Here is a 19,376-nt window from a genome sequence, read left to right as displayed (position 1 = left end):
CTCAGCCCTTCTTCACGGCGGCGACGATCTTCTGCGCGGCATCGTCGAGGTCATCGGCCGAGATCACGTTCAGGCCGGAATTCCGGATGATCTCCTTGCCCTTCTCGACGTTGGTGCCTTCGAGACGCACCACCAGGGGGACTTCGAGCCCCACCGCCTTCACTGCCGCGATCACGCCGTTGGCGATCACGTCGCACTTCATGATCCCGCCGAAGATGTTGACGAGGATGCCCTTCACCTGCGGGTCGGCGGTGATGATCTTGAAGGCCGCCGTGACCTTCTCTTCCGACGCGCCGCCGCCGACGTCGAGGAAGTTCGCCGGCTCCTCGCCGTAGAGCTTGATGATGTCGAGGGTCGCCATGGCGAGGCCTGCGCCGTTGACCATGCAGCCGATGGTGCCGTCGAGCGCGATGTAGGCGAGGTCGTATTTTGAGGCCTCGATCTCCTTGGCATCCTCCTCGGTCTCGTCGCGCAGCGCGACGATGTCGGGGTGCCGGTAGAGGGCGTTCGAATCGAAAGAGATCTTGGCGTCGAGGCACTTGAGGTGGCCGTCGCCGGTGAGCACCAGCGGGTTGATCTCCAGCATGCTCATGTCCTTGGCGGTGAACGCCGTGTAGAGCTTGGTGGTGAGGTCGCCGGCCTCCTTCGCCTGCGGGCCGGTGAGGCCGAGCGTCTTGGCGACGAGGCGGCCATGGTGCGGCATCACGCCGGTGGCCGGGTCCACCGAGAAGGTCACGATCTTCTCAGGGGTGTCGTGGGCCACCGTCTCGATGTCCATGCCGCCTTCCGTGGAGACGACGAAGGCGACCTTGCCGGTCTCGCGGTCGACCAGCATCGAGAGGTAGAACTCCGCCTCGATCTGCGCGCCTTCCTCGATGTAGAGCCGGTTGACCTGCTTGCCGGCCTCGCCGGTCTGGATCGTCACCAAGGTTTGGCCCAGCATTTCGCCGGCAAACTGCTTGACTTCGTCGAGGGATTTGGTGACGCGTACGCCGCCCTTGGCACCGGCCGGCGCGCCCTTGAACGAGCCCTTGCCGCGTCCGCCCGCATGGATCTGCGACTTCACCACCCAGACCGGGCCGCCGAGCTCCTTGGCCGCGGCCTCGGCCTCCTCGGCCTTGAAGATCGGCACGCCGCGCGAGACGGGCAGGCCGAATTCCTTGAGTACCGCCTTGGCTTGGTATTCGTGGATGTTCATGGGGATTTCCTCACCTCGTCCCGACGGAGCGGGACTCAGAAGACACGACACCGGCGCCGTTCATGTCGGCCGCTGGCAACGGCCGACGCGGGGCGCTTCTCGATGTTAGGCCAGGGCCGGGTTCACACCCTTGCAGGCTTCGATCAGTGCCTTCACGGCACCCACCGACTTGTCGAACATCGCCTTCTCGTCGGGCGTGAACTCCACTTCCAGCACCCGCTCGACACCATTGGCGCCGATGACGATCGGCACGCCCACATAGATGCCGTCGATACCGTACTCGCCGCTGAGATAGGCGGCACATGGCAGCACCCGGCGCTTGTCGCGCAGGTAGCTCTCGGCCATGGCGATGGCCGACGCCGCCGGCGCATAGAAGGCCGAGCCGGTCTTGAGCAGGTTGACGATCTCGCCGCCGCCCTTGCGGGTGCGCTCGACCATGGCGTCGAGCTTCTCCTGGGTGGTCCAGCCGAGCTTGACCAGATCGGGAAGCGGCACGCCGGCCACCGTCGAATAGCGCACCAGCGGCACCATGTCGTCGCCATGGCCACCGAGCACGAAGGCGGTAACGTCCTCCACCGAGACCTTGAACTCGTCGGCGAGGAAGTGGCGGAAGCGGGCCGAATCGAGCACGCCGGCCATGCCGACGACCTTGTGGGGCGGCAATCCGGAGAACTTCTGCAGCGCCCACACCATCGCGTCGAGCGGGTTGGTGATGCAGATGACGAAAGCGTCGGGCGCATGCTGCGCGATGCCGGTGCCGACGGCCTCCATCACCTTGAGGTTGATGCCGATGAGGTCGTCGCGGCTCATGCCGGGCTTGCGCGGCACGCCTGCGGTGACGATCACCACGTCGGCTCCCGCGATGGCCGCATAGTCGCTGGCACCCGAATAGCTGGCGTCAAAGCCATCGACCGGTGCGGATTCGGCGATATCGAGCGACTTGCCCTGCGGCACGCCGTCGACGATGTCGAACAGGACGACGTCGCCGAGTTCCTTCAAGCCGGCCAGATGCGCGAGGGTTCCGCCGATCTGTCCGGCGCCGATGAGCGCGATCTTGCTGCGAGCCATGGGATACGAACCTCTGGTGATGGCGATGGGCGGCGGCGATCCGGCAGGGACCTGCCGCCAGGAACTTTCTGCGGCGGTGTGTGGCGGAAAAGGCCCAGGGCTTCAACCGACGCTGCCGGATGAAAGCAGGGTTCGGGCCAGATCGGGAGCATCTAGGGCGTCAGGGGCGGATCGAAAAACGGCAATATGGCGAAAGGCTTGGCCGATTGTCAGGCCGGTTGGTTCGGCGGCAAAGCTGAGGTGACAGGATTTGGCTTCTGTCACGCCGCCTAGAGGGTGCCCGTCCTCAGCACCTTCTGGATCGCGAGAATCACGGCGCCGAGCCGTGCCTCGACCAGATCGCGTGGCAGGTCGGCATCGTGCTGGATCGCGAGCGGATGAGTGAAGCGGTAGCTCGCGTCGAAGATATGGGCGATGGCGCGTTCGCGGTCGCGCGCGATGAACGCACCCGCTCCGATCCCCTCCTCGACCACCCGCTCGACGAGGCTGCGCAAGCGCACGCGATGCCGCCGGGCGATCGGGCGGGCGCTAACCGTCGCGTCGAGATGGACGGCAAACAGGTTCGGCTCTAAGGCGAGGGCTTCGCGTTGCACGCTGGCAAGGGCCGTCAGCAGGCGCTCGATCTTGTCGTCGGCAGGGTCGGGGGCATCGGCGATGCGGGCGAGCTCGGCCTCGACATCCCGCAGCCAGCGCCCCGCCACGGCGTCCAGCAGGGCGTCCTTCGAGGGAAAGTAGCGATAGACGTTGGCGTGGGTCATGCCGGCCTCGGCCGCCACCGCCACCACCGTGACGCGCTTTGGGCCCAGGCGGCGCAGATGCTCGGTAGCCACGGCCAGGAGCCGTGCATCCACGGCGATCGGTGTCGGACGCGGCGGCTGACGCGTGGTGCGTGCTGCCGGCATACGGACGGTGATGGGGATCTCGCTCGCGGCGTCACGATCTTCTGATTCGGAGCCGTCGTTCACGACGATACCGAATTCGAATGCGAAAGGCGGGCCTGGCGACTGCATCAATCGGGACACCGCGCACATGCTGGAGGACGGGAAGGTAGCCGGCTCGTTCCGGCGCGAGTGCCAGCGCAGGGCGAGTCGTTGTTCGTATACACGCGAACCGGGCGCCCGTCGGGCATCCGATCCGCGTCACGGCCTTAACGGTTCAGAACCGGTTCTTCCAGTCCCTCAAGGCCTTGAACACGATCACAGGTTCGGTTCCGGGTGCGAGATCGACCGCCTCGGCCAAAGCCGGCTCTGCGGAGCGTAGGAATGGATTCGTCGCCCGCTCGGCCGCCATGGTCGTGGGAATCAGGAAGCGGCCTTCCTTTTTCGCCTGCTCGGCCTCCGCGGCCCGGGCCACGAGCGCCGGGTTCCGCGCGTCGGCCGCAAGGGCAAATCGCGCGTTGGCGACTACGTAGTCGTGGCCACTGTAGATTTCGGTCGTGTCGGGCAGGGCGAGGAATCGGGTGAGGGACTGCCACAGGGTTTCGGGCGGGCTCTCCATCACCCGGCCACAACCGAGGGTGAACAGGGTGTCTCCTGAAAATGCCAGGCCGGCCTCCTCGAACCAGTAGGAAACGTGGTCGGCGCAATGCCCCGGGGTCTCCCACCCCTGGCCCGTGAGGCCGCCGATGCGCACCGTGTCGCCCTCGGAGACGGCGACATCCACCTCGGGCACCGCAGCCCCCGCCTTGGCCGGTGCCGTGACCTTCGCTCCGGTGCGTCGCTTCACTTCGGGAATGCCGTCGATGTGGTCGGCATGCCTGTGCGTGACGAGAATGTCGGTCAGGGTCCAGCCGGTCTCGTCGAGGACCCGCAGCACCGGGGCCGCCTCGGGCACGTCGATGGCGGCGCAGGCCCCCGTAGCAGGGTCGCGGATCAGGACGCCGATATTGTCGCTCCGACAGAGGAACGTACGGATCTCCGGGCGGATGGCGGTCATGATGCGGCTCTCGCGATGGCTGATCGGGGGTGAGCGAGGAACCGGACCGCGAAGGGTGCGGTTCCCATGTGCCGAAGCGTGGTTGATCGAGGAGGCTCGCGATCGGGAAGGCTTGCCGGCGGCTGGTCGCATCCCCATTGATGCAGGCGCTGCCTTCGCATTCCCAACGGAAGCTCCGGCTGCGCCGGATATTCGCTCATGCGTCTCGATGTCACCGACCTGCGTGCCTTCTACGCGAGCCCGCTCGGGGCCGTCACGCATCGCATCGTCGGACGCGCAATCCACAGCTTTCTCGGGTCGGTCTCGGGCCTGCGCGTGCTCGGGCTCGGCTACGCCACGCCGTATCTGGGGCCGGTCCACGTCATCGCCGAGCGCACCCTTGCCTTCATGCCGGCGACCCAAGGGGTTGTGCACTGGCCCGGCAGCGCCCGGTCCTGCTCGGCTCTGGCCGACCCGACGATGATGCCGTTGCCCGAGGCCGCCGTCGACCGAGTGATCCTGGTTCACGCGCTCGAATCGGTGGAAAGCCCCACCGAGTTGCTGCAGGACGTCTGGCGTGTGCTGACGCCGGGCGGCCGGATGATCCTCGTCGTTCCCAATCGCCGCGGCGTCTGGGCTCGGCGGGACGCCACCCCGTTCGGCCACGGGCAGCCCTACAGCCGCTCGCAGCTCGGACGGTTGATGCGCACCACACAATTCTCGCCGGAGGGCTGGACCGAAGCGCTGTACATGCCGCCGGTTCAGAGCCGCCTATGGCTGCGCACCGCCGGTGCCTGGGAGCGCGTGGGGACGGGGATGTCGCTGCCCTTCGCGGGCCTTCACGTTGTGGATGCGACGAAGCAGCTCTATCGTCCGCTGGCAGTGCGCAAGGTCCGCCGTGCGACCCGGCTCGCTCCGGCCCGCGCGCTGGTGCCGGCCCCCTCTCCAGGCTGAATCGCGATGAGCTTGATCGGCCCGGAAGCTGCACTCCAGAGCTTCGTGCTCGCGTTGTCCAGCCTGTTCTCGATCGTGAATCCGATCGGCTCCGCCCTCATCTTCGCGCAGATCACCGCACAGAATTCCCATCCTGAACGGGTGGAGCTGTCCAAGCGCATCGGGTTCTACGCCGCCCTGATCATGCTGTCGGCGCTCTGGGCCGGTGCGCCGATCCTCAACTTCTTCGGCGTGTCCCTCGCCGCGTTGCGCATCGCCGGCGGCCTCGTGGTCGCGGCGTCCGCTTGGACGCTGCTGACGGCGCCGGAAGCCCGCGAGGCCCGCAAGCAGGCCGAAGCCACGCGCGAGACGTCCAGCAATCTTGCCGAAATCGCGTTCTTTCCCCTCACGCTGCCGTTCACGACGGGGCCCGGCACCATCGCGGTGGCGATCGCGCTCGGCTCGAACCGGCCGGCGCCGGGGCCGGACCGCATCGGTTTCTATGTCGGCATGTCGCTGGCGGCGCTCGCCATCGCCGTGATGGTGCGGTTCGCCTACGGCTCGGCCGACCGGGTGGTCATGCTGATCGGTCCGGTGGGCGCACGTGTGCTCGGCCGGCTCTTCGCCTTCCTGCTGCTGTGCGTAGGCACCCAGATCACCGTCAACGGGATCACCGACGTGCTCGGGCCGCTGCTCGCGAGCATGGCGCGCTGACCGCTGCCATCCTTGGCACCTCCCGCCGGAGGCTGTACCCCGGTCGCGGAATTCCTGGAGGAGAAGCGACGCGATGCGGCTCGTGGTGGTGGGCGCCGACGGGCGCATGGGGCGAATGCTGATCCGTGCGGTGGCGGAGGCGGAGGGCTGCACCCTGTCCGGCGCCATCGAGCGCGAGGGGTCGCTGGCCCTGGGCCAGGATGCCGGAACGCTGGCGGGGCTGGCGCCCCTGGGCGTCGCGGTGACCGACGACCCTCTCCCGATCTTTGCGGCGGCCGAGGGCGTCCTCGATTTCACGGTGCCGGCGGCCACGACGTTCTTTGCCGAACTCGCCGCCCAGGCCCGGATCGTCCATGTGGTCGGGACCACCGGGATGACGGAGGCCGACCTCGCCAAGCTCGCCGCTGCCGCCCATCACGCCCGCATCGTGCGGTCGGGCAACATGTCGCTCGGCGTCAACCTCGTGGCCGGCCTCGTGCGCAAGGTCGCTGCGGCGCTCGGCGAGGATTTCGACATCGAGATCGTCGAAATGCACCATCGCATGAAGGTCGACGCGCCGTCGGGTACCGCCCTGTTGCTCGGCGAGGCGGCGGCGGAGGGGCGTGGCGTGGCGCTCGCCGACGCACGGGTCTCGACCCGCGACGGCTATACCGGCGCGCGCCGCCCTGGCGATATCGGTTTTGCGACCCTGCGCGGCGGCACGGTGGTGGGCGATCACAGTGTGCTGTTCGCGGGTCCGGGGGAGCGCATCACCCTCAGCCATCACGCCGAGGACCGGGGTATCTTCGCCCGCGGCGCGGTGCGGGCGGCGCAATGGGCCTTCGACAAGCCACCAGGTCTCTACGGAATGGCCGACGTGCTCGGGCTGGGGTAGGAGGTAGACCCCGACGCGATCCGCGTCATTGACCGTTCAGTTTCGGACGGGCAAGAGCCCTGTCGGCGCCGATTTGCTGCGCCGCACCATGTCCAGTCAGAGGATCGATCCCGATGGAGCGCCTGCTCGTCCTCGCTCGCCACGGCCAGAGCGAGTGGAACCTCAAGAAGCTGTTCACCGGCTGGCGCGACCCCGAACTCACCGATCTCGGCATCGAGGAGGCCCGCATCGCCGGACGCTGGCTGAAGGACCAAGGCTACGCCTTCGACGTCGCCTTCACCTCGAACCTTCGGCGGGCCCAACGCACCTGTGCGCTGATGCTGGAGGAGATGGACCAGAGCGGTATCGAGACGATTCGGTCCGAGGCGCTCAACGAGCGTGACTACGGCGACCTGTCGGGCCTCAACAAGGACGATGCCCGCGAGCGCTGGGGCGATGCGCAGGTGCACCAATGGCGCCGCTCCTACGATATACCGCCCCCCGGTGGCGAGAGCCTGAAGGACACCGCTGCGCGCGTGCTGCCCTACTACATCCAGACCATCCTGCCGCGGGTCATGGCCGGCGAGCGGGTGCTAGTCGCCGCCCATGGCAACTCGCTGCGCGCCCTCGTGATGGTGCTCGACGGCATGACCACGAAGACCATCGCCAGTCTCGAGATCGCCACCGGCATCCCGCTGGTCTACCTGCTCAAGGCCGATACCACGGTGGAGAGCAAGGTGGTCCTCGAGCGCGACATCGACCATCAGGCGTGAACGCCCGGCGATGCCGTCTTTCGCGCCGGGCGGCATCGCGCTTGCCCCCGGTCTGATCCACTACCCCGGGTATCTCGACGCGCAGGCGCAGACCCGCCTCGCGGCCGAAGTGGCGGCTGTGCTCGCGTCGGCGCCGCCCTACACCCCGCGCATGCCGCGCACCGGCAAGGCCTTCTCGGTGCGGATGAGCAATGCCGGGCCGCTGGGCTGGGTCTCGGACGCAGCCGGCTATCGCTACCAGCCGAACCATCCCGAGACCGGGCGACCGTGGCCGCCGATCCCGCCCAGCGCCCTGCGCACCTGGGCCTTGCTGTCGGCCTATCCCGCGCCGCCGGAGGCCTGCCTCGTCAACCTCTACGATGCGCAGGCGCGCATGGGACTGCATCAGGATCGTGACGAGACGGATCTCGATGCGCCCGTGCTCTCCCTGTCGCTCGGGGCGATCGCCGTGTTCCGTTATGGCGGCCTCGACCGCTCTGCTCCGACCCGCTCGATCCGGCTCCGCTCCGGCGACGCCCTCGTGATCGGCGGCGCAGCCCGCCTCATCCACCACGGGGTCGATCGGCTTGTGCCGTCCGAGCCCGATCTTTTGGCGGCGCCCGAGGGGATGGCTCCCGCCGTCCTGCCGCCGAATGGGCGTTGCAACCTCACCTTGCGCCGTGTGACGCGGCCCACGACGACCAGCGACGCTTGACAGCGAGGAAGCGCGGGACGACGCATCGCGTCGGACTCGCTTGAATTGAGCCGGCTCGACCGACCGGCGGGAGCGCGGCTTTGCGGAGAAACGACCCGATGCGTCTGCGTATGTTCGTTCGTTCTGCCACGGCGCTGGCCTTGATCCTGGGTCTGTCGGGGGGCGTCTACGCCGCCGATCCGGTCTTCCCGCCGAGCTCACGCTTCGGCTTCCAGCCGCCATCCGACATGGCGCCGTCGAAGCGCTTCTCCGGCTTCGAGCGGCTCGAGGGCGGCGCCACGGTGTCCGTGGTCGAGCTTCCGCCCAATGCGTTTGCCGAACTCGAACAGAATTTCACCGATGAGAACCTGAAGGCGCAGGGCTTTGCCGTTTCGAGCCGTCAGGCCATTAAAGTGGCCGGCGACGTCGACGCGGTCCTGTTCAGCGGCGAGCAGCCCGGGGCCGGAACGCCGGAATCGCCAACGATCAAGAAGTGGCTCCTCCTCGTCGGCGATCCGAGCGTGACCGGCATCATCATCGCGCAGATGACGCCCGGTGCCGAGACCGACGAAACCATGGTGGGGATGCTGACCGGCGTCCACATCCGGCCGGCGCTCACCTTGGAACAACAGGTCGCCGCGCTGCCGTTCAAGATCGAGGACAAGGCGGGTTTTCGCGCGGTGCGGGTGCTCGCCGGCAACTCGGTCCTGATGACGCAGGGACCGAAGGACCAGATGCTCAACCTCGAGCAGCCGATCCTCGTGCTCGCCCAGGCGGTACAGCCTCCGCCGGCGGCCGAGCAGCGCGATGCTTTCGCCCGCGCCGCGCTCTACTCGAACCAGACGATGAAGGACTTCGTCATCGAGCGCTCACAGAGCTACCGCCAGAATGGCGTCGACTGGCATGAGATCGTGGCGCGGGCGGTGGACGTGCCGTCGAGCACGCCCGTGGTCGTCTCGCAGACGATCCGCTTCGCGCCGGACGGCTACCTGCGGGCGCTCGGCGTGGTGCGGGCCGATCAGCGTGGCGAGACCCTGGCGCGGTTCCGCGAGGTCATCGACAGCGTACAGGTGCGATGATCGACGCGTTCCGGCGCGCCCGCGGGCGCCGGAACGAAACCGCCCTCAGGCGCCGTCGGTTGCCACTGGCTTCGGGCCGCCCTTCGCGACGCCGACGAGGGCGGGGCGAAGGGTGCGCTCGCCGATGACGTAGCCGGACTGCATCACCTGAACCACGGTGCCGCTCGGGACCTCCGTGTCGGGCACCTCGAACATCGCCTGATGGCGGTTGGGATCGAAGCGCTGCCCCTTGGGGTCGATCGCCTTGACGCCGTGGCGCTCCAGGGTCTTGGCGAGATCACGCTCGGTCAGCTCGATCCCGTCGATGAGAGCCTTGAAGGCCCCCTCCGCGCTCGTCCGCTCGGCCTCGGGAACGCTCTCGAGGGCACGCCGGATATTGTCGGCGGCGTTCAGCATGTCGCGGGCGAAGTTCGTCACCGCGTAGGTCCGGGCATCGGCGATTTCGCGCTCGGTCCGGCGACGCAGGTTCTCCATCTCGGCGAGCGTGCGCAGGACGCGGTCCTTGAGCTCGTCGCGCTCGGCGACGAGGGGCGCCAGCAGGTCGGTCTGGCCGTCCGCGGCGTGAGCCGCCTCGGCGTCCTCAGCTGCATCGTGCCGCGCGTCGTGCTCCATGTCGTTCGCCATCATTCGCTTTTCGTCGATCGGAAAGGGGTCGGGGGTAGCGCTGATATCAGGCCGCGGGCCTGCGAAATCAAGCTTGGGCCAAGCCGTGCGCCCGTCGGGCGCCGTCTGCCCGAAGCCGCATTCGCCGATGCTCAGGGCTCTCGGAGCTGCCTGATCCCGTCTCCGACGCGAGCGATCGGAGACAGGATCAGGCTTCCCGAGGGGGCGGCGAATCGATCAGGTCGTCGAGCCCTTCCGCCCGCATGGCGGCGACGTCGCTGGCGAACACCTCCATCACCGCGGTGCGGATCGCCACCTGCCGGTCGGGCTGGGTCACCCGCGTGCCGGTGAGGTCGGTGACGTAGAACACGTCCACCGCCCGCTCGCCGAAGGTCGCCACATGTGCCGAGGTGATGTTGAGGGAGAGCCGGCTCAGTGCCGTGGTGAGCTCGTAGAGCAGGCCCGGCCGGTCGAGGCCGGTGATCTCGACCACCGTCTCCCGGCTCGACAGCGCATTGTCGATGGCCATGTCGGGTGGCACCAGGAAGGTCGGCGTGCGGCCGCTCGGCGGATGCTTGTCGGCCACGAGGTCGGCGATGCGGATTTCGCCGCGCAGCGCCTTCTCGATCGCGGTGGTGATGCGGGTGGCCCGCCGCAACTCGTCCTCGTCGCGCTCGAAGGCGCGCGAGATGAAGATCGAATCCAGGGCGAAGCCGTCCGAGGTGGTGAAGATCTGGGCGTCGACGATGTTGCCGCCGGATGCGGCGCAGGCCCCGGTGACGATGGCGAGCAGGCGCGGATGATCGGGGGAGTAGATCGTCAGTTCTGTGACGCCGCGCACCGGGTCGGTCTCCGCGGCGGTGGCCACGGTGCGGCCCTCCGCCATCAGCGCCTTGACGAATCCGGCGTGCTTGAACTGGCGCGTGGTGTCGACCTTCAGCCAGTAGGCTTGGTTGTGACGGCTCGCATAGGCGTCGAAGGTGTCGGAATCCCAGTCGGCGAGCTGTTCGCGCAGGGCCATCTGGATCAGGCGGACCCGGTCGGTGCGGGCGATCTCGGAATGGCCGCCCGACAGCACCACCTCGGTCTCGTCGTAGAGGGTGCGCAGGAGCGTGCCCTTCCAGGCGGTCCAGACGCCCGGCCCCACCGCCCGGATGTCCGAGACGGTGAGGATCATCAGGAGTTTCAGGCGCTCCAGGGTCTGGACCACTCCGGCGAACTTCTCGATGGTCTTGGGGTCCGAGAGGTCGCGGCTCTGGGCGGTCATCGACATGAGCAGGTGGTGCTCGACGAGCCACGCCACGATCTCGGTTTCGGCGGCGGTCAGCCCGAACCGCGGTCCGAGTTTCTCGGCGATGGCCGCCCCCGCGATGGAGTGGTCCTCCGGCCGGCCCTTGGCGATGTCGTGCAGCAGCACCGTGACGTAGAGCGCCCGGCGGTGGCTGATCGTGTCGATCAGGCGGGTGGCGAGGGGATGCTCTTCCTCCGTACGCCCGGATTCGATCGCCGAGAGCACGCCGACGGAGCGCAGCAGATGCTCGTCCACGGTGAAGTGGTGGTACATGTTGAACTGCATCATCGCGACGATACGGCCGAAATCCGGGATGAAGCGGCCGAGCACGCCGGCCTCGTTCATCAGCCGCAGAATGGTCTCGGGCGAGTTCTTCGAGGTGAGGATGTCGAGGAACAGCCGGTTGGCCTCCTCGTCCGCCCGAAGCGAATGACCGATCAGCCGCAACGACCGGTTGGCCGCCCGCGTGGCGTCGGGATGGATCGGCAGGTTGTGGCGGTCGGCGAGCCAGAACAGCCGGATCAGGTTCACCGGATCGCGGTTGAAGGCATCGGCGTCGCGCAGGTTGATGCGGCCATGGTCGTCGACGAAATCCTCCGCCTCGATGGCGGTGGCGCGGAAGCGATCGCGAAAACGGCCGATCCAGCGATCGAGCACCGGCGTCCGCTTGGCGTGGCGGGCCTCCAGCGCTGCGCAGACGATGGCGGTCAGGTCGCCGACCTCCTTGGCGATGAGGAAATACGCCTTCATGAAGCGCTCGACGCCGGACAGGCCGCCGCGCGGCTCGTAGCCGAAGCGCTCGGCCACCTTCGGCTGCAGCCCGAACGACAGCCGCTCCTCGGCGCGGCCGGTGATGAAGTGCATGTGGCAACGCACCCGCCACAACAACTCGTCGCAGCGCTCGAACACCCGGTACTCTTCCGGCGTGAACAGGCCGGCAGGCACCAGCTCGCTCTGGTCGCGCACCCGGTAGGTGTACTTGGCGATCCAGAACAGGGTGTTGAGATCGCGAAGACCGCCCTTGCCGTCCTTGACGTTGGGCTCGACGAGGTAGCGCGAGGCGCCGGCCTTCGCGACGCGGGTGTCGCGCTCGCGCAGCTTCGCCTCGACGAATTCGGGCGCCGTCCACATCACGAGTTCGGTATCGAACCGGGTGACGAGTTCCTCGAACAGCACCCGCGTCCCGAACAGGTAGCGCGCTTCCAGGAGCGAGGTGCGGATGGTCATGTCGGCGCGGCCCTCGCGCAGGCATTCCTCCACCGAGCGGGTGGCATGGCCGACCTTCAGCTTGAGGTCCCACAACACGTAGAGCATCGCCTCGACGACGCTCTCCGACCAGGCGGTCTGCTTGTAGGGCAGCAGGAACAGGAGATCGATGTCCGAGCCCGGCGCCATCGTGCCCCGGCCGTACCCGCCGGTGGCCACCACCGCGAGCTGCTCGCCGGTGGAGGGATTGTCGTTGGGGTAGAGCCGCCAGACCACCGCATCGTGGATGGTGCGGATCACCGCGTCGGTGAGGTCGCTGAGGCGCCGGGCGCAGGCGACGCCGTCGCGCTCCTCGATCAGGCGTTCCTCGGCATCGGCGCGGCCGAGTTCGATCACCCGCCGCAATTCGGGCACCAGGACTGCGCGCAGGCGTGTCGCCTCGCGTGCATCACGGTCGAGATCTTTGAGAACTTGCGCGAGGGTGGCGACAGCGTCGAACATGGCCAACCCCGTTAGCATGTTGGCGGATTGGCGCCAGGGGCATCGCCGATGACGGGCGCGGCCAAGCGCGCGATCTCCCTCTCGTGAACGGCGTGATCCCGTGCCGGAAACCGCAACGGTGGCAGACTTGCACGCGGAAAAGACCCGCCGCGCGTCCCTGCCGACGCCTGCCGGCGCCGGCTACGCATGATCTGGCCCGGACCGTGACAACGCGTTAGTTTCGGTTCCAACCACAACAAAATACGAGGAAACGCCGATGGATTCGACGACCCTGCGCTCGCTTCAGGCTCCGCTGAAGGACCAGTACCGGAACGCGCCCGATTCCGCCGTGATCACGCTGAAGGCCAAGGGCAGCCTCGACGACACCTCCATCGCCTGCAAGGTCGAGACGGGACGCGCCCTGGCGGTCGCGGGTCTGCATCCCGCCACGGGCGGCTCGGGCGCCGAACTCTGCTCGGGCGATATGCTGCTCGAAGCGCTGGTCGCCTGCGCCGGGGTGACCCTGAAGGCGGTGGCCACCGCCCTGGAGATCGAACTGCGGGCCGGGACGGTGAGCGCGGAAGGCGACCTCGATTTTCGCGGTACGCTCGGCGTCGACAAGGAAGCGCCCGTCGGCTTCCGGGCGATCCGCCTGAGCTTTTCCCTCGATACCGACGCGCCTCAGGACACGCTCGACCAACTCCTCAAGCTCACCGAGCGCTATTGCGTCGTGTTCCAGACCCTGAATCACAAGCCGGAACTGACGGTTTCCGCCGCGCGGGGCTGATCCGCGCGTTCTGAACCTGCGCGTGCGGGCCGGCAGCGCTATCTCTCGCGGATCATGATGATTTTCGAGTGGATCGTCGGCGTCCTGTTCGGCGCCGTGCTGTTGGCCGCCCTCGCGCGTCGCGTGGGGGCACCCTATCCGGTGTTCCTGGCGCTCGGCGGGATCGGGCTCGCCTTCATCCCGGCGGTGCCCAATCTCGTCCTGGACCCGGAACTGGCGCTCGCCCTGTTCCTCGCTCCGGTCCTGATGGATGCCGGCTACGGCACCTCGGTGCGGGACCTGCGCACCCACTGGCGGCCTATCGCAGGATTGGCGCTCGGGGCCGTGGTCGCCACGACGCTGGCGGTCGCGGTGGTCGCCAAGCTCCTCGTACCCGACATGCCGATCGCGGCCGCGATCGTGCTCGGCGCCATCGTCGCCCCACCCGACGCGGTGGCGGCCCTCTCGGTCCTGCGCCACGTCGATCTGCCGCATCGCCTCACCACGATCCTGCGCGGGGAGAGCCTGCTCAACGACGCAGGCTCACTGCTGATCTACCGCCTCGGCGTCACGGCGGCGTTGACCGGCACCTTCTCCATCGCCGAGATCGGACCGGCTTTCCTTGTCGGCATCGTCGGCAGCCTTGTGGCCGGACCGGTTCTGGCCCTCGCCTACACCGCCGCGATGCGCCCGGTGCGGGACGCTCCGAGCACCATCGTCCTGCAATTCGTCGCCGCCTTCGGGATCTGGATCGCGGCCGAACGCCTCCATCTGTCCGGCGTGCTCACCGTGGTCACCTTCGCCATCACAGTGGCGCGGCTCGCCCCCGGCCTCACGCCACCCCGCACCCGCATCGTCTCCTATGCGGTCTGGGATACCGCGATCTTCGTCCTCAACGTGCTCGCCTTCGTGCTCATCGGCCTGCAGATCGGGCCGATCCTGGAGCGGCTGACCTCCGAGCAGCAACTCTCCTACGCCCTCGTCGGAGCCGCGGTCTTCGCCACGGTGGTGATCGTGCGCCTCGCCTGGGTGCTGCCGGCCAGCCACCTCACAGCCCTGGGGGCCGGCCATCGGACCGGAAGCGATCGCGGCTTGGGAGCCGGCGGTGCCGTGGCCTGGGCCGGCATGCGTGGCATCGTCACCATCGCCACGGCTTTGGCGCTGCCCGAGGGCGCGCCCGGATTCCCCTATCGCGATCTCATCGTTCTGACGGCGTTCTGCGTCATCATCGGCACGCTGACGATCCAGGGACTGACCCTGAAGCCGCTGCTCGGCCGCCTGGGGCTCGCGGATGACGACCCCGTCGGCCGCGAGATCGGGCATGGACGCACGCAGGCCTACGCCGCGGCTCTCGAAAGGCTGGAGGGCGAGGCCGGTAACCCGGCCGAGTCCGTCCGCGAGAAATTCCGCACGGCCCTCGACCATGCCGAGATGCAGGATGACGGCTTCGCCACCGAGGCGCTGCCCGCCGATGCCGCACGCCGCCGTGCCATCGAGGCCGCCCGCGATCGGGTGCTGGCCCTGCGCCGCTCGGGGGAGATCGGCGACGACGCCTATTACATTCTGGAGGAAGAGTTCGACTGGGCCGAACTCAACGCGACGCCGCGCGCGGAAAGCTGAGACCATCAGCCCGCGCTTCCGACGCTCTGACCGGTCAGGCCCGAAGCACCGTGCCGACCTTCGCCTCGATGGCGTCCCATACGGACACCGCCAGATCCGGGCCGCCCAGTCGCTTGATCGCCCGGATGCCGGTGGGGGAGGTGACGTTGATCTCGGTCAGGTTGCCGTCGATCACGTCGATGCCGACCAGGATCAGACCACGGCGTTTCAGCTCGGGGCCGATGGTGGCGCAGATTTCCCGCTCGCGCTCCGTCAGGTCGGAGGCCGCAGCGGCTCCGCCACGCACCATGTTCGAGCGGATATCGTTGAGCGCCGGCACGCGGTTGATGGCGCCCATCGCCTCGCCGTCGACCAGGATGATGCGCTTGTCGCCCTCGGTGATCCGCGGGAGGAAACGCTGCACCACCCATTGCTCGCGGAACGTCACCGAGAACAGGTCGAACATCGAGCCGAAATTCGCGTCTTCCGGAAGCACCCGGAATACCGCTGCGCCACCGTGGCCGTGCAAGGGCTTCATCACGATGGCGCCGTGCTCGGCCCGGAACGCCTCGATCTCGGCCTTGTCGCGGGTGATCAGGGTCGGCGGCATGAGGGCCGGAAAGTCGAGAACGAACAGTTTTTCCGGCGCGTTGCGCACCTCCGCCGGGTTGTTGACCACGAGGGTGTGCGGGTGGATGCGCTCCAGCATGTGCGTGGCGGTGATATAGGCCATGTCGAAGGGCGGATCCTGGCGCATCAGCACCACGTCCACGCTCGACAGGTCGATCCGCTCGGGATCTCCGAGGGTCGCGTGCGCGCCTTCCACGTCCTGGACGCTGAGCGCTTCGACCCGTGCGGTCACCTGGCCGCCCTGCATCGATAGCCGATCAGGAGTATAGTGTAGCAACCGGTGCCCGCGGGCCTGTGCTTCGAGCAGCAGGGCGAACGTGGTGTCACCGGCGATCCTGATCGCCCGGATCGAATCCATCTGAACCGCGACGGTCAGGGCCATGGCGCTCGAGCCTCCGAGTTATTCCAGAAAAATCGCGTTGCCGAGCGCCGCCGTCGGGAGAGGGCCGGGCTGGCTACTTCTGCGACTTGCCGCTGCTGCGACGGTCGTAGTCACCGATAGCGGACTTGCACTCGGGGGACAGGCGGCTCCGATTGCGCTCCATGCAGCGATCCGCGTCCTGGCTGTTGGGATCGACGCCGGCGCAGAGCCGGAAGTAGTCGTTCGCGCAACCCAACTGCAGGCCCTGGTCCTCGCGCTGTGCCTGTGCCGGGCTGACCGCCAGCATGAGAAGGGCGAAGGGGGCGATCTTCAAGGTCTTCGAAAAGCCCGTCGACGGGCTCGAGGGTCGTGACGTAACCACGCGCATCCTGCGGTGTCCTTCGTTCAAAGGGGATGGGAGGGCATACCGGGCGTGCCCTGCGCTTAGCAAGCGTGCGGAAGCACGTCGGTTCCCGCCAGCGGCGCGGCATGCAGCCCATGCGCGCCCCGTTTGTCGCGGCGAACGACCGAGGGCGGACCAAGGACAAACCAAGAAAAAGCCCCACTCGCCGGAGCGAGCGGGGCCGAGTTCAAGGGAGGAAATGCCCGCCATGGGCAGCCCAAACCCATGCAAATCATAGGCCACCACTTTTCGAGGCCGTGGTGGCCGGATTGTCACGCCCTCCCTGGGACCGTGCCGATGCGGCGTTCCGATCGCCACAATCATCGGGCGCCGGCAAGATTCCGTTAACCACCGCGTGATGATCTCACGGCGCACCACCGGAATCGGACGGGTCGGCTTGCGGCGTCGCCGCATCGGATCGCGGTCTTGCATCGACGATTCTGCATCACCTTCGAGAGAAATGGACGGAACTGCAGCCGATGAACCGTGACAGGTCGCCAATGACGGGAGGCATCCCGCAGCCCTCCGAGCGTCCGACCGCCACCGTCGTGACGTTTCCGCAAAGCCATGGCCGGCGCTTCCGACGTCCCGCCGACGACGAGGCGGCCACCCGCGGCGCGATCCTCCTCTTCACCGGCATCCGCTACGAGCGCATGGCCGAACCGCCCGTACCCGCTCCGCGCCTGCGTCGTCGCTCCTGACGGCCGACATCGCCCGGTCTCTGATGCCCATCGGTCTCGCACACCCCCACCACCGCTCTTCAGCGAGGATGCCCGATGCCGGCTGACGCCCCGATCCGCCGCGCCATCCGAAGCGCGCCCTTCGCGCTCCTGGCGCTCCTGGCCGCCTGTGCCCAGGAAGGCGATTTCGGCCGGCCGAAGGCAGGGGCCTGGAACAGCCTCGTCGAGACCACCGGAACACTGGCCGCGCGCGAGCGCGAGGAGCCGGCCTCCGCCTTCCCCCTGACCGACGACGAGCGCACCCTGCGCGACCGCGCCTGGCGCTTCCTGATGCCGGTGGCCGGGCACGACGCCTTCACGGACATCCTCGCGAATCTGACCCGCACCCGCGTGTTTCCGGCGAACTGGCGGTCCGAGGATCTCGATGCCTATTACGACACGCTGATCGCCGGGGCGTTCCGCTCACCGGTATCGCGCTACCACCGCCTGTCGGAGGATATCGGGGCCGATGCCCGCCTGATCGCGCCGTTTGCCGCCACTGCCGCGCGGGTGAGGGACGCCGATGCCCTGCGCCTGCGCAGCCTGCCCTTCGTGAAGACCCTCGACGACGGCGATGTGCGCAATGTAGCAATGCGGGTGGCCGAGAACCGCTGCCTCGTCGCCTGGGTGCGGCGCGAGACCGGATTGCGTGCCGGACGGTACCGCTACGCCCTGCAACACCTGGTCATCGCGGTGCCGAGTTCCGAAGCCGTGAACGTCGAGCGCACCCTGGTCGCCCTGGATGCACGCAGGTCGTTCCTCGATCCCCTGGTGTCGGCCGATGCCGACGCCCGATGCGGCCTCGTCCCCGAGGTGGAGGCGGTGGTCGTCGCGAGTCGTCCGATCATCGCGAAATACTGAGCATCAGCCTCCGGCCTTGGTGTCCTCGGCCGGGCTGTCGACGGTGCAGGACACGGCCTGGACGGCGGCATTGGCGGCCGGTCTCTGGCTCGGCAGGGCAGCGATCACCCGCACCACCACGTAGCCCTTGCGCTCGGGGGCGACGATACGGACGTCGCGGCTGACGTCGTTCTCGTCGGCATCGGCGAGGGCCTGATCGTACTGCGCGCGGGTCAGGACCACGAGGTCGAGGGCACCGCGGACCGCCGCCTGGTCGGTGACCGCGTAGAAGGCCCCGCGCCGCCCATGTACCGCGAGCGAGAGCATCAGCGGCCCGGCGCGGGCGGAGACCCGCATCGGCCCGTCGGCGAGATCGTAGGCGCAGATGCCCACCGCCACCGCCGGGTCGGGGATCGGCAGCCACGCCTCGGCCGGCGACGGATTGTCGCCGGTGGCGAGGGTATAGACCGGCATGGCGTGATCGAGGCTCTCACTGGTGCGCGCCCGCGACAGCGCATCGGTCTCCGACAGGCTCGGGATGACGAGCACCACGCCGATATGGACGAGACCGGCGAGAACCAGCCCCGACAGGGTGGCGAGGAGGAAGCGGCCGCGCGGGGTCATGACGCGCATCCGGTCCGGGTGATCGCGGGGAGCGCCGACCGGTCGAGGGTTCCGGCGCTGGCGGCCACGGGGGTGTCGTAGAGGCGCAGCGCGAGCCGCACCGGGCCGCTGGGTCGGGGCATCGGCAGCCAGTTGCCGGCCTGCACCACGGGCGAGAGCGTCACGGCGAAATGTCCATCCGGCTCGCGCAGGATCTCGGTGGAGGTGAAGCCCTCGCGCAGGGTGGTCTGCCCGGGCACGCGGGTGCCGCGGCCCGCCACCGTCACGGTCCAGGCGCGCGCCGGCGGCGTGATCCCGGCAATGGTGTAGGTGCAGGTCGCGTCGAGGGTGCGTCCCGCATCGTCCTGCGCGGCGGTGAGCAGCATGCCTTCGCCGATGGCGAGGGGAATCTCGCCACGGCGCGCATTCACCGCGCGGGCATAGGGGTCGGCCCCGACGGAGCCGGCGCGGGGCCATGCGGTCCAGGCCCCCACCACGACGCCACCGAACGGGTATCCGCCTCTGGTCGCATAATCGGCGCTGGCCAGCCCGATGCCGGCGCCGAGCGCCAGTGCATAGAGCAGCAGGGTCACGTTCGAGGCCCGGCGCACGGCCTGGCGCGCCAAGCCGACGGCACGGCGACCCAAGGATGGGCGCTCGTTTGCCCCCT

20 protein-coding genes are annotated in these 19,376 nt (G+C 68.4%); 10 read left to right on the top strand and 10 right to left on the bottom strand.

Annotated features, from left to right (window positions below):
- Position 1: 1 nt before the first annotated feature.
- The 4 genes from sucC to gloB form a co-directional block, all read right to left on the bottom strand.
- Complete coding sequence (sucC, locus tag G3T14_RS00210; RefSeq protein WP_163639014.1) at positions 2-1,198, bottom strand: ADP-forming succinate--CoA ligase subunit beta; 1,197 nt, start codon at positions 1,196-1,198, stop codon at positions 2-4.
- Positions 1,199-1,303: 105 nt separating this feature from the next.
- Positions 1,304-2,266: a malate dehydrogenase gene (gene mdh, locus G3T14_RS00205; RefSeq protein ID WP_163639013.1), complete on the bottom strand. Its 963-nt coding sequence runs from the start codon at positions 2,264-2,266 to the stop codon at positions 1,304-1,306.
- Positions 2,267-2,535: 269 nt separating this feature from the next.
- On the bottom strand, positions 2,536-3,168 hold the full coding sequence (locus G3T14_RS00200) for a TetR family transcriptional regulator (protein ID WP_163639265.1): 633 nt from the start codon (positions 3,166-3,168) through the stop codon (positions 2,536-2,538).
- A gap of 253 nt (positions 3,169-3,421) precedes the next feature.
- Positions 3,422-4,201 (bottom strand): hydroxyacylglutathione hydrolase, encoded by a 780-nt coding sequence (gene gloB / locus G3T14_RS00195; RefSeq protein ID WP_163639012.1) that lies wholly within the window; start codon positions 4,199-4,201, stop codon positions 3,422-3,424.
- Between the two features lie 198 nt (positions 4,202-4,399).
- Between gloB and G3T14_RS00190 the strand changes: the two genes are divergently transcribed.
- The 6 genes from G3T14_RS00190 to G3T14_RS00165 all read left to right on the top strand — a co-directional run bounded on the left by G3T14_RS00190 (position 4,400) and on the right by G3T14_RS00165 (position 9,205).
- Positions 4,400-5,134, top strand: coding sequence for a class I SAM-dependent methyltransferase (locus G3T14_RS00190; RefSeq protein ID WP_163639011.1), 735 nt, complete (start codon positions 4,400-4,402; stop codon positions 5,132-5,134).
- Between the two features lie 6 nt (positions 5,135-5,140).
- Positions 5,141-5,827 carry a MarC family protein gene (locus tag G3T14_RS00185; protein ID WP_163639010.1) on the top strand — a complete coding sequence of 229 codons (687 nt, stop codon included), beginning with the start codon at positions 5,141-5,143 and terminating at the stop codon, positions 5,825-5,827.
- A 73-nt stretch (positions 5,828-5,900) separates the two neighbouring features.
- The gene (gene dapB, locus G3T14_RS00180; protein ID WP_163639009.1) at positions 5,901-6,701 is read left to right on the top strand and encodes a 4-hydroxy-tetrahydrodipicolinate reductase; all 801 of its coding nucleotides are present in this window, start codon (positions 5,901-5,903) and stop codon (positions 6,699-6,701) included.
- A gap of 113 nt (positions 6,702-6,814) precedes the next feature.
- Complete coding sequence (locus G3T14_RS00175) at positions 6,815-7,453, top strand: 2,3-bisphosphoglycerate-dependent phosphoglycerate mutase (protein WP_163639008.1); 639 nt, start codon at positions 6,815-6,817, stop codon at positions 7,451-7,453.
- Positions 7,454-7,463: 10 nt separating this feature from the next.
- The gene (locus G3T14_RS00170; protein WP_163639007.1) at positions 7,464-8,147 is read left to right on the top strand and encodes an alpha-ketoglutarate-dependent dioxygenase AlkB; all 684 of its coding nucleotides are present in this window, start codon (positions 7,464-7,466) and stop codon (positions 8,145-8,147) included.
- A 110-nt stretch (positions 8,148-8,257) separates the two neighbouring features.
- A complete protein-coding gene (locus G3T14_RS00165) occupies positions 8,258-9,205 on the top strand; it encodes a hypothetical protein (RefSeq protein ID WP_246732818.1) in 948 nt (315 codons plus the stop codon).
- 45 nt (positions 9,206-9,250) lie between these two features.
- On the opposite strand, the gene grpE is transcribed toward G3T14_RS00165, so the two are convergent.
- Together grpE and G3T14_RS00155 are read right to left on the bottom strand one after the other, a co-directional pair.
- Entirely contained in the window at positions 9,251-9,832 is a 582-nt protein-coding gene (grpE, locus tag G3T14_RS00160; RefSeq protein ID WP_163639005.1) for a nucleotide exchange factor GrpE, read from the bottom strand.
- 184 nt (positions 9,833-10,016) lie between these two features.
- Complete coding sequence (locus tag G3T14_RS00155) at positions 10,017-12,806, bottom strand: [protein-PII] uridylyltransferase (protein WP_163639004.1); 2,790 nt, start codon at positions 12,804-12,806, stop codon at positions 10,017-10,019.
- A gap of 256 nt (positions 12,807-13,062) precedes the next feature.
- On the opposite strand from G3T14_RS00155, the gene G3T14_RS00150 reads away from it, so the two are divergent.
- Positions 13,063-13,572: an OsmC family protein gene (locus tag G3T14_RS00150; protein WP_163639003.1), complete on the top strand. Its 510-nt coding sequence runs from the start codon at positions 13,063-13,065 to the stop codon at positions 13,570-13,572.
- Positions 13,573-13,626: 54 nt separating this feature from the next.
- Positions 13,627-15,171 carry a sodium:proton antiporter gene (locus tag G3T14_RS00145; RefSeq protein ID WP_163639002.1) on the top strand — a complete coding sequence of 515 codons (1,545 nt, stop codon included), beginning with the start codon at positions 13,627-13,629 and terminating at the stop codon, positions 15,169-15,171.
- 34 nt (positions 15,172-15,205) lie between these two features.
- Here G3T14_RS00145 and gshB read toward each other — a convergent pair whose 3' ends face one another.
- Together gshB and G3T14_RS00135 are read right to left on the bottom strand one after the other, a co-directional pair.
- Positions 15,206-16,162 (bottom strand): glutathione synthase, encoded by a 957-nt coding sequence (gshB, locus tag G3T14_RS00140; protein ID WP_163639001.1) that lies wholly within the window; start codon positions 16,160-16,162, stop codon positions 15,206-15,208.
- A 73-nt stretch (positions 16,163-16,235) separates the two neighbouring features.
- Positions 16,236-16,529 carry a hypothetical protein gene (locus G3T14_RS00135; RefSeq protein WP_163639000.1) on the bottom strand — a complete coding sequence of 98 codons (294 nt, stop codon included), beginning with the start codon at positions 16,527-16,529 and terminating at the stop codon, positions 16,236-16,238.
- Positions 16,530-17,044: 515 nt separating this feature from the next.
- Between G3T14_RS00135 and G3T14_RS00130 the strand changes: the two genes are divergently transcribed.
- Both G3T14_RS00130 and G3T14_RS00125 read left to right on the top strand, forming a co-directional pair.
- Positions 17,045-17,245, top strand: coding sequence for a hypothetical protein (locus G3T14_RS00130; RefSeq protein WP_204262521.1), 201 nt, complete (start codon positions 17,045-17,047; stop codon positions 17,243-17,245).
- Positions 17,246-17,320: 75 nt separating this feature from the next.
- Complete coding sequence (locus G3T14_RS00125; protein WP_163638999.1) at positions 17,321-18,124, top strand: hypothetical protein; 804 nt, start codon at positions 17,321-17,323, stop codon at positions 18,122-18,124.
- A 3-nt stretch (positions 18,125-18,127) separates the two neighbouring features.
- Here G3T14_RS00125 and G3T14_RS00120 read toward each other — a convergent pair whose 3' ends face one another.
- Together G3T14_RS00120 and G3T14_RS00115 are read right to left on the bottom strand one after the other, a co-directional pair.
- Positions 18,128-18,736 carry a hypothetical protein gene (locus G3T14_RS00120; RefSeq protein WP_204262520.1) on the bottom strand — a complete coding sequence of 203 codons (609 nt, stop codon included), beginning with the start codon at positions 18,734-18,736 and terminating at the stop codon, positions 18,128-18,130.
- On the bottom strand, positions 18,724-19,353 hold the full coding sequence (locus G3T14_RS00115) for a DUF1214 domain-containing protein (RefSeq protein ID WP_246732817.1): 630 nt from the start codon (positions 19,351-19,353) through the stop codon (positions 18,724-18,726). The genes G3T14_RS00120 and G3T14_RS00115 overlap by 13 nt, the downstream gene beginning before the upstream one ends.
- Between the last annotated feature and the right edge of the window lie 23 nt (positions 19,354-19,376).

Source organism: Methylobacterium sp. BTF04, from assembly GCF_010692745.1.
In the GTDB taxonomy this organism is placed as follows: domain Bacteria; phylum Pseudomonadota; class Alphaproteobacteria; order Rhizobiales; family Beijerinckiaceae; genus Methylobacterium.
Note: the sequence above shows the minus strand (reverse complement) of the source record. Positions and strands in the feature narration are given on the sequence as shown.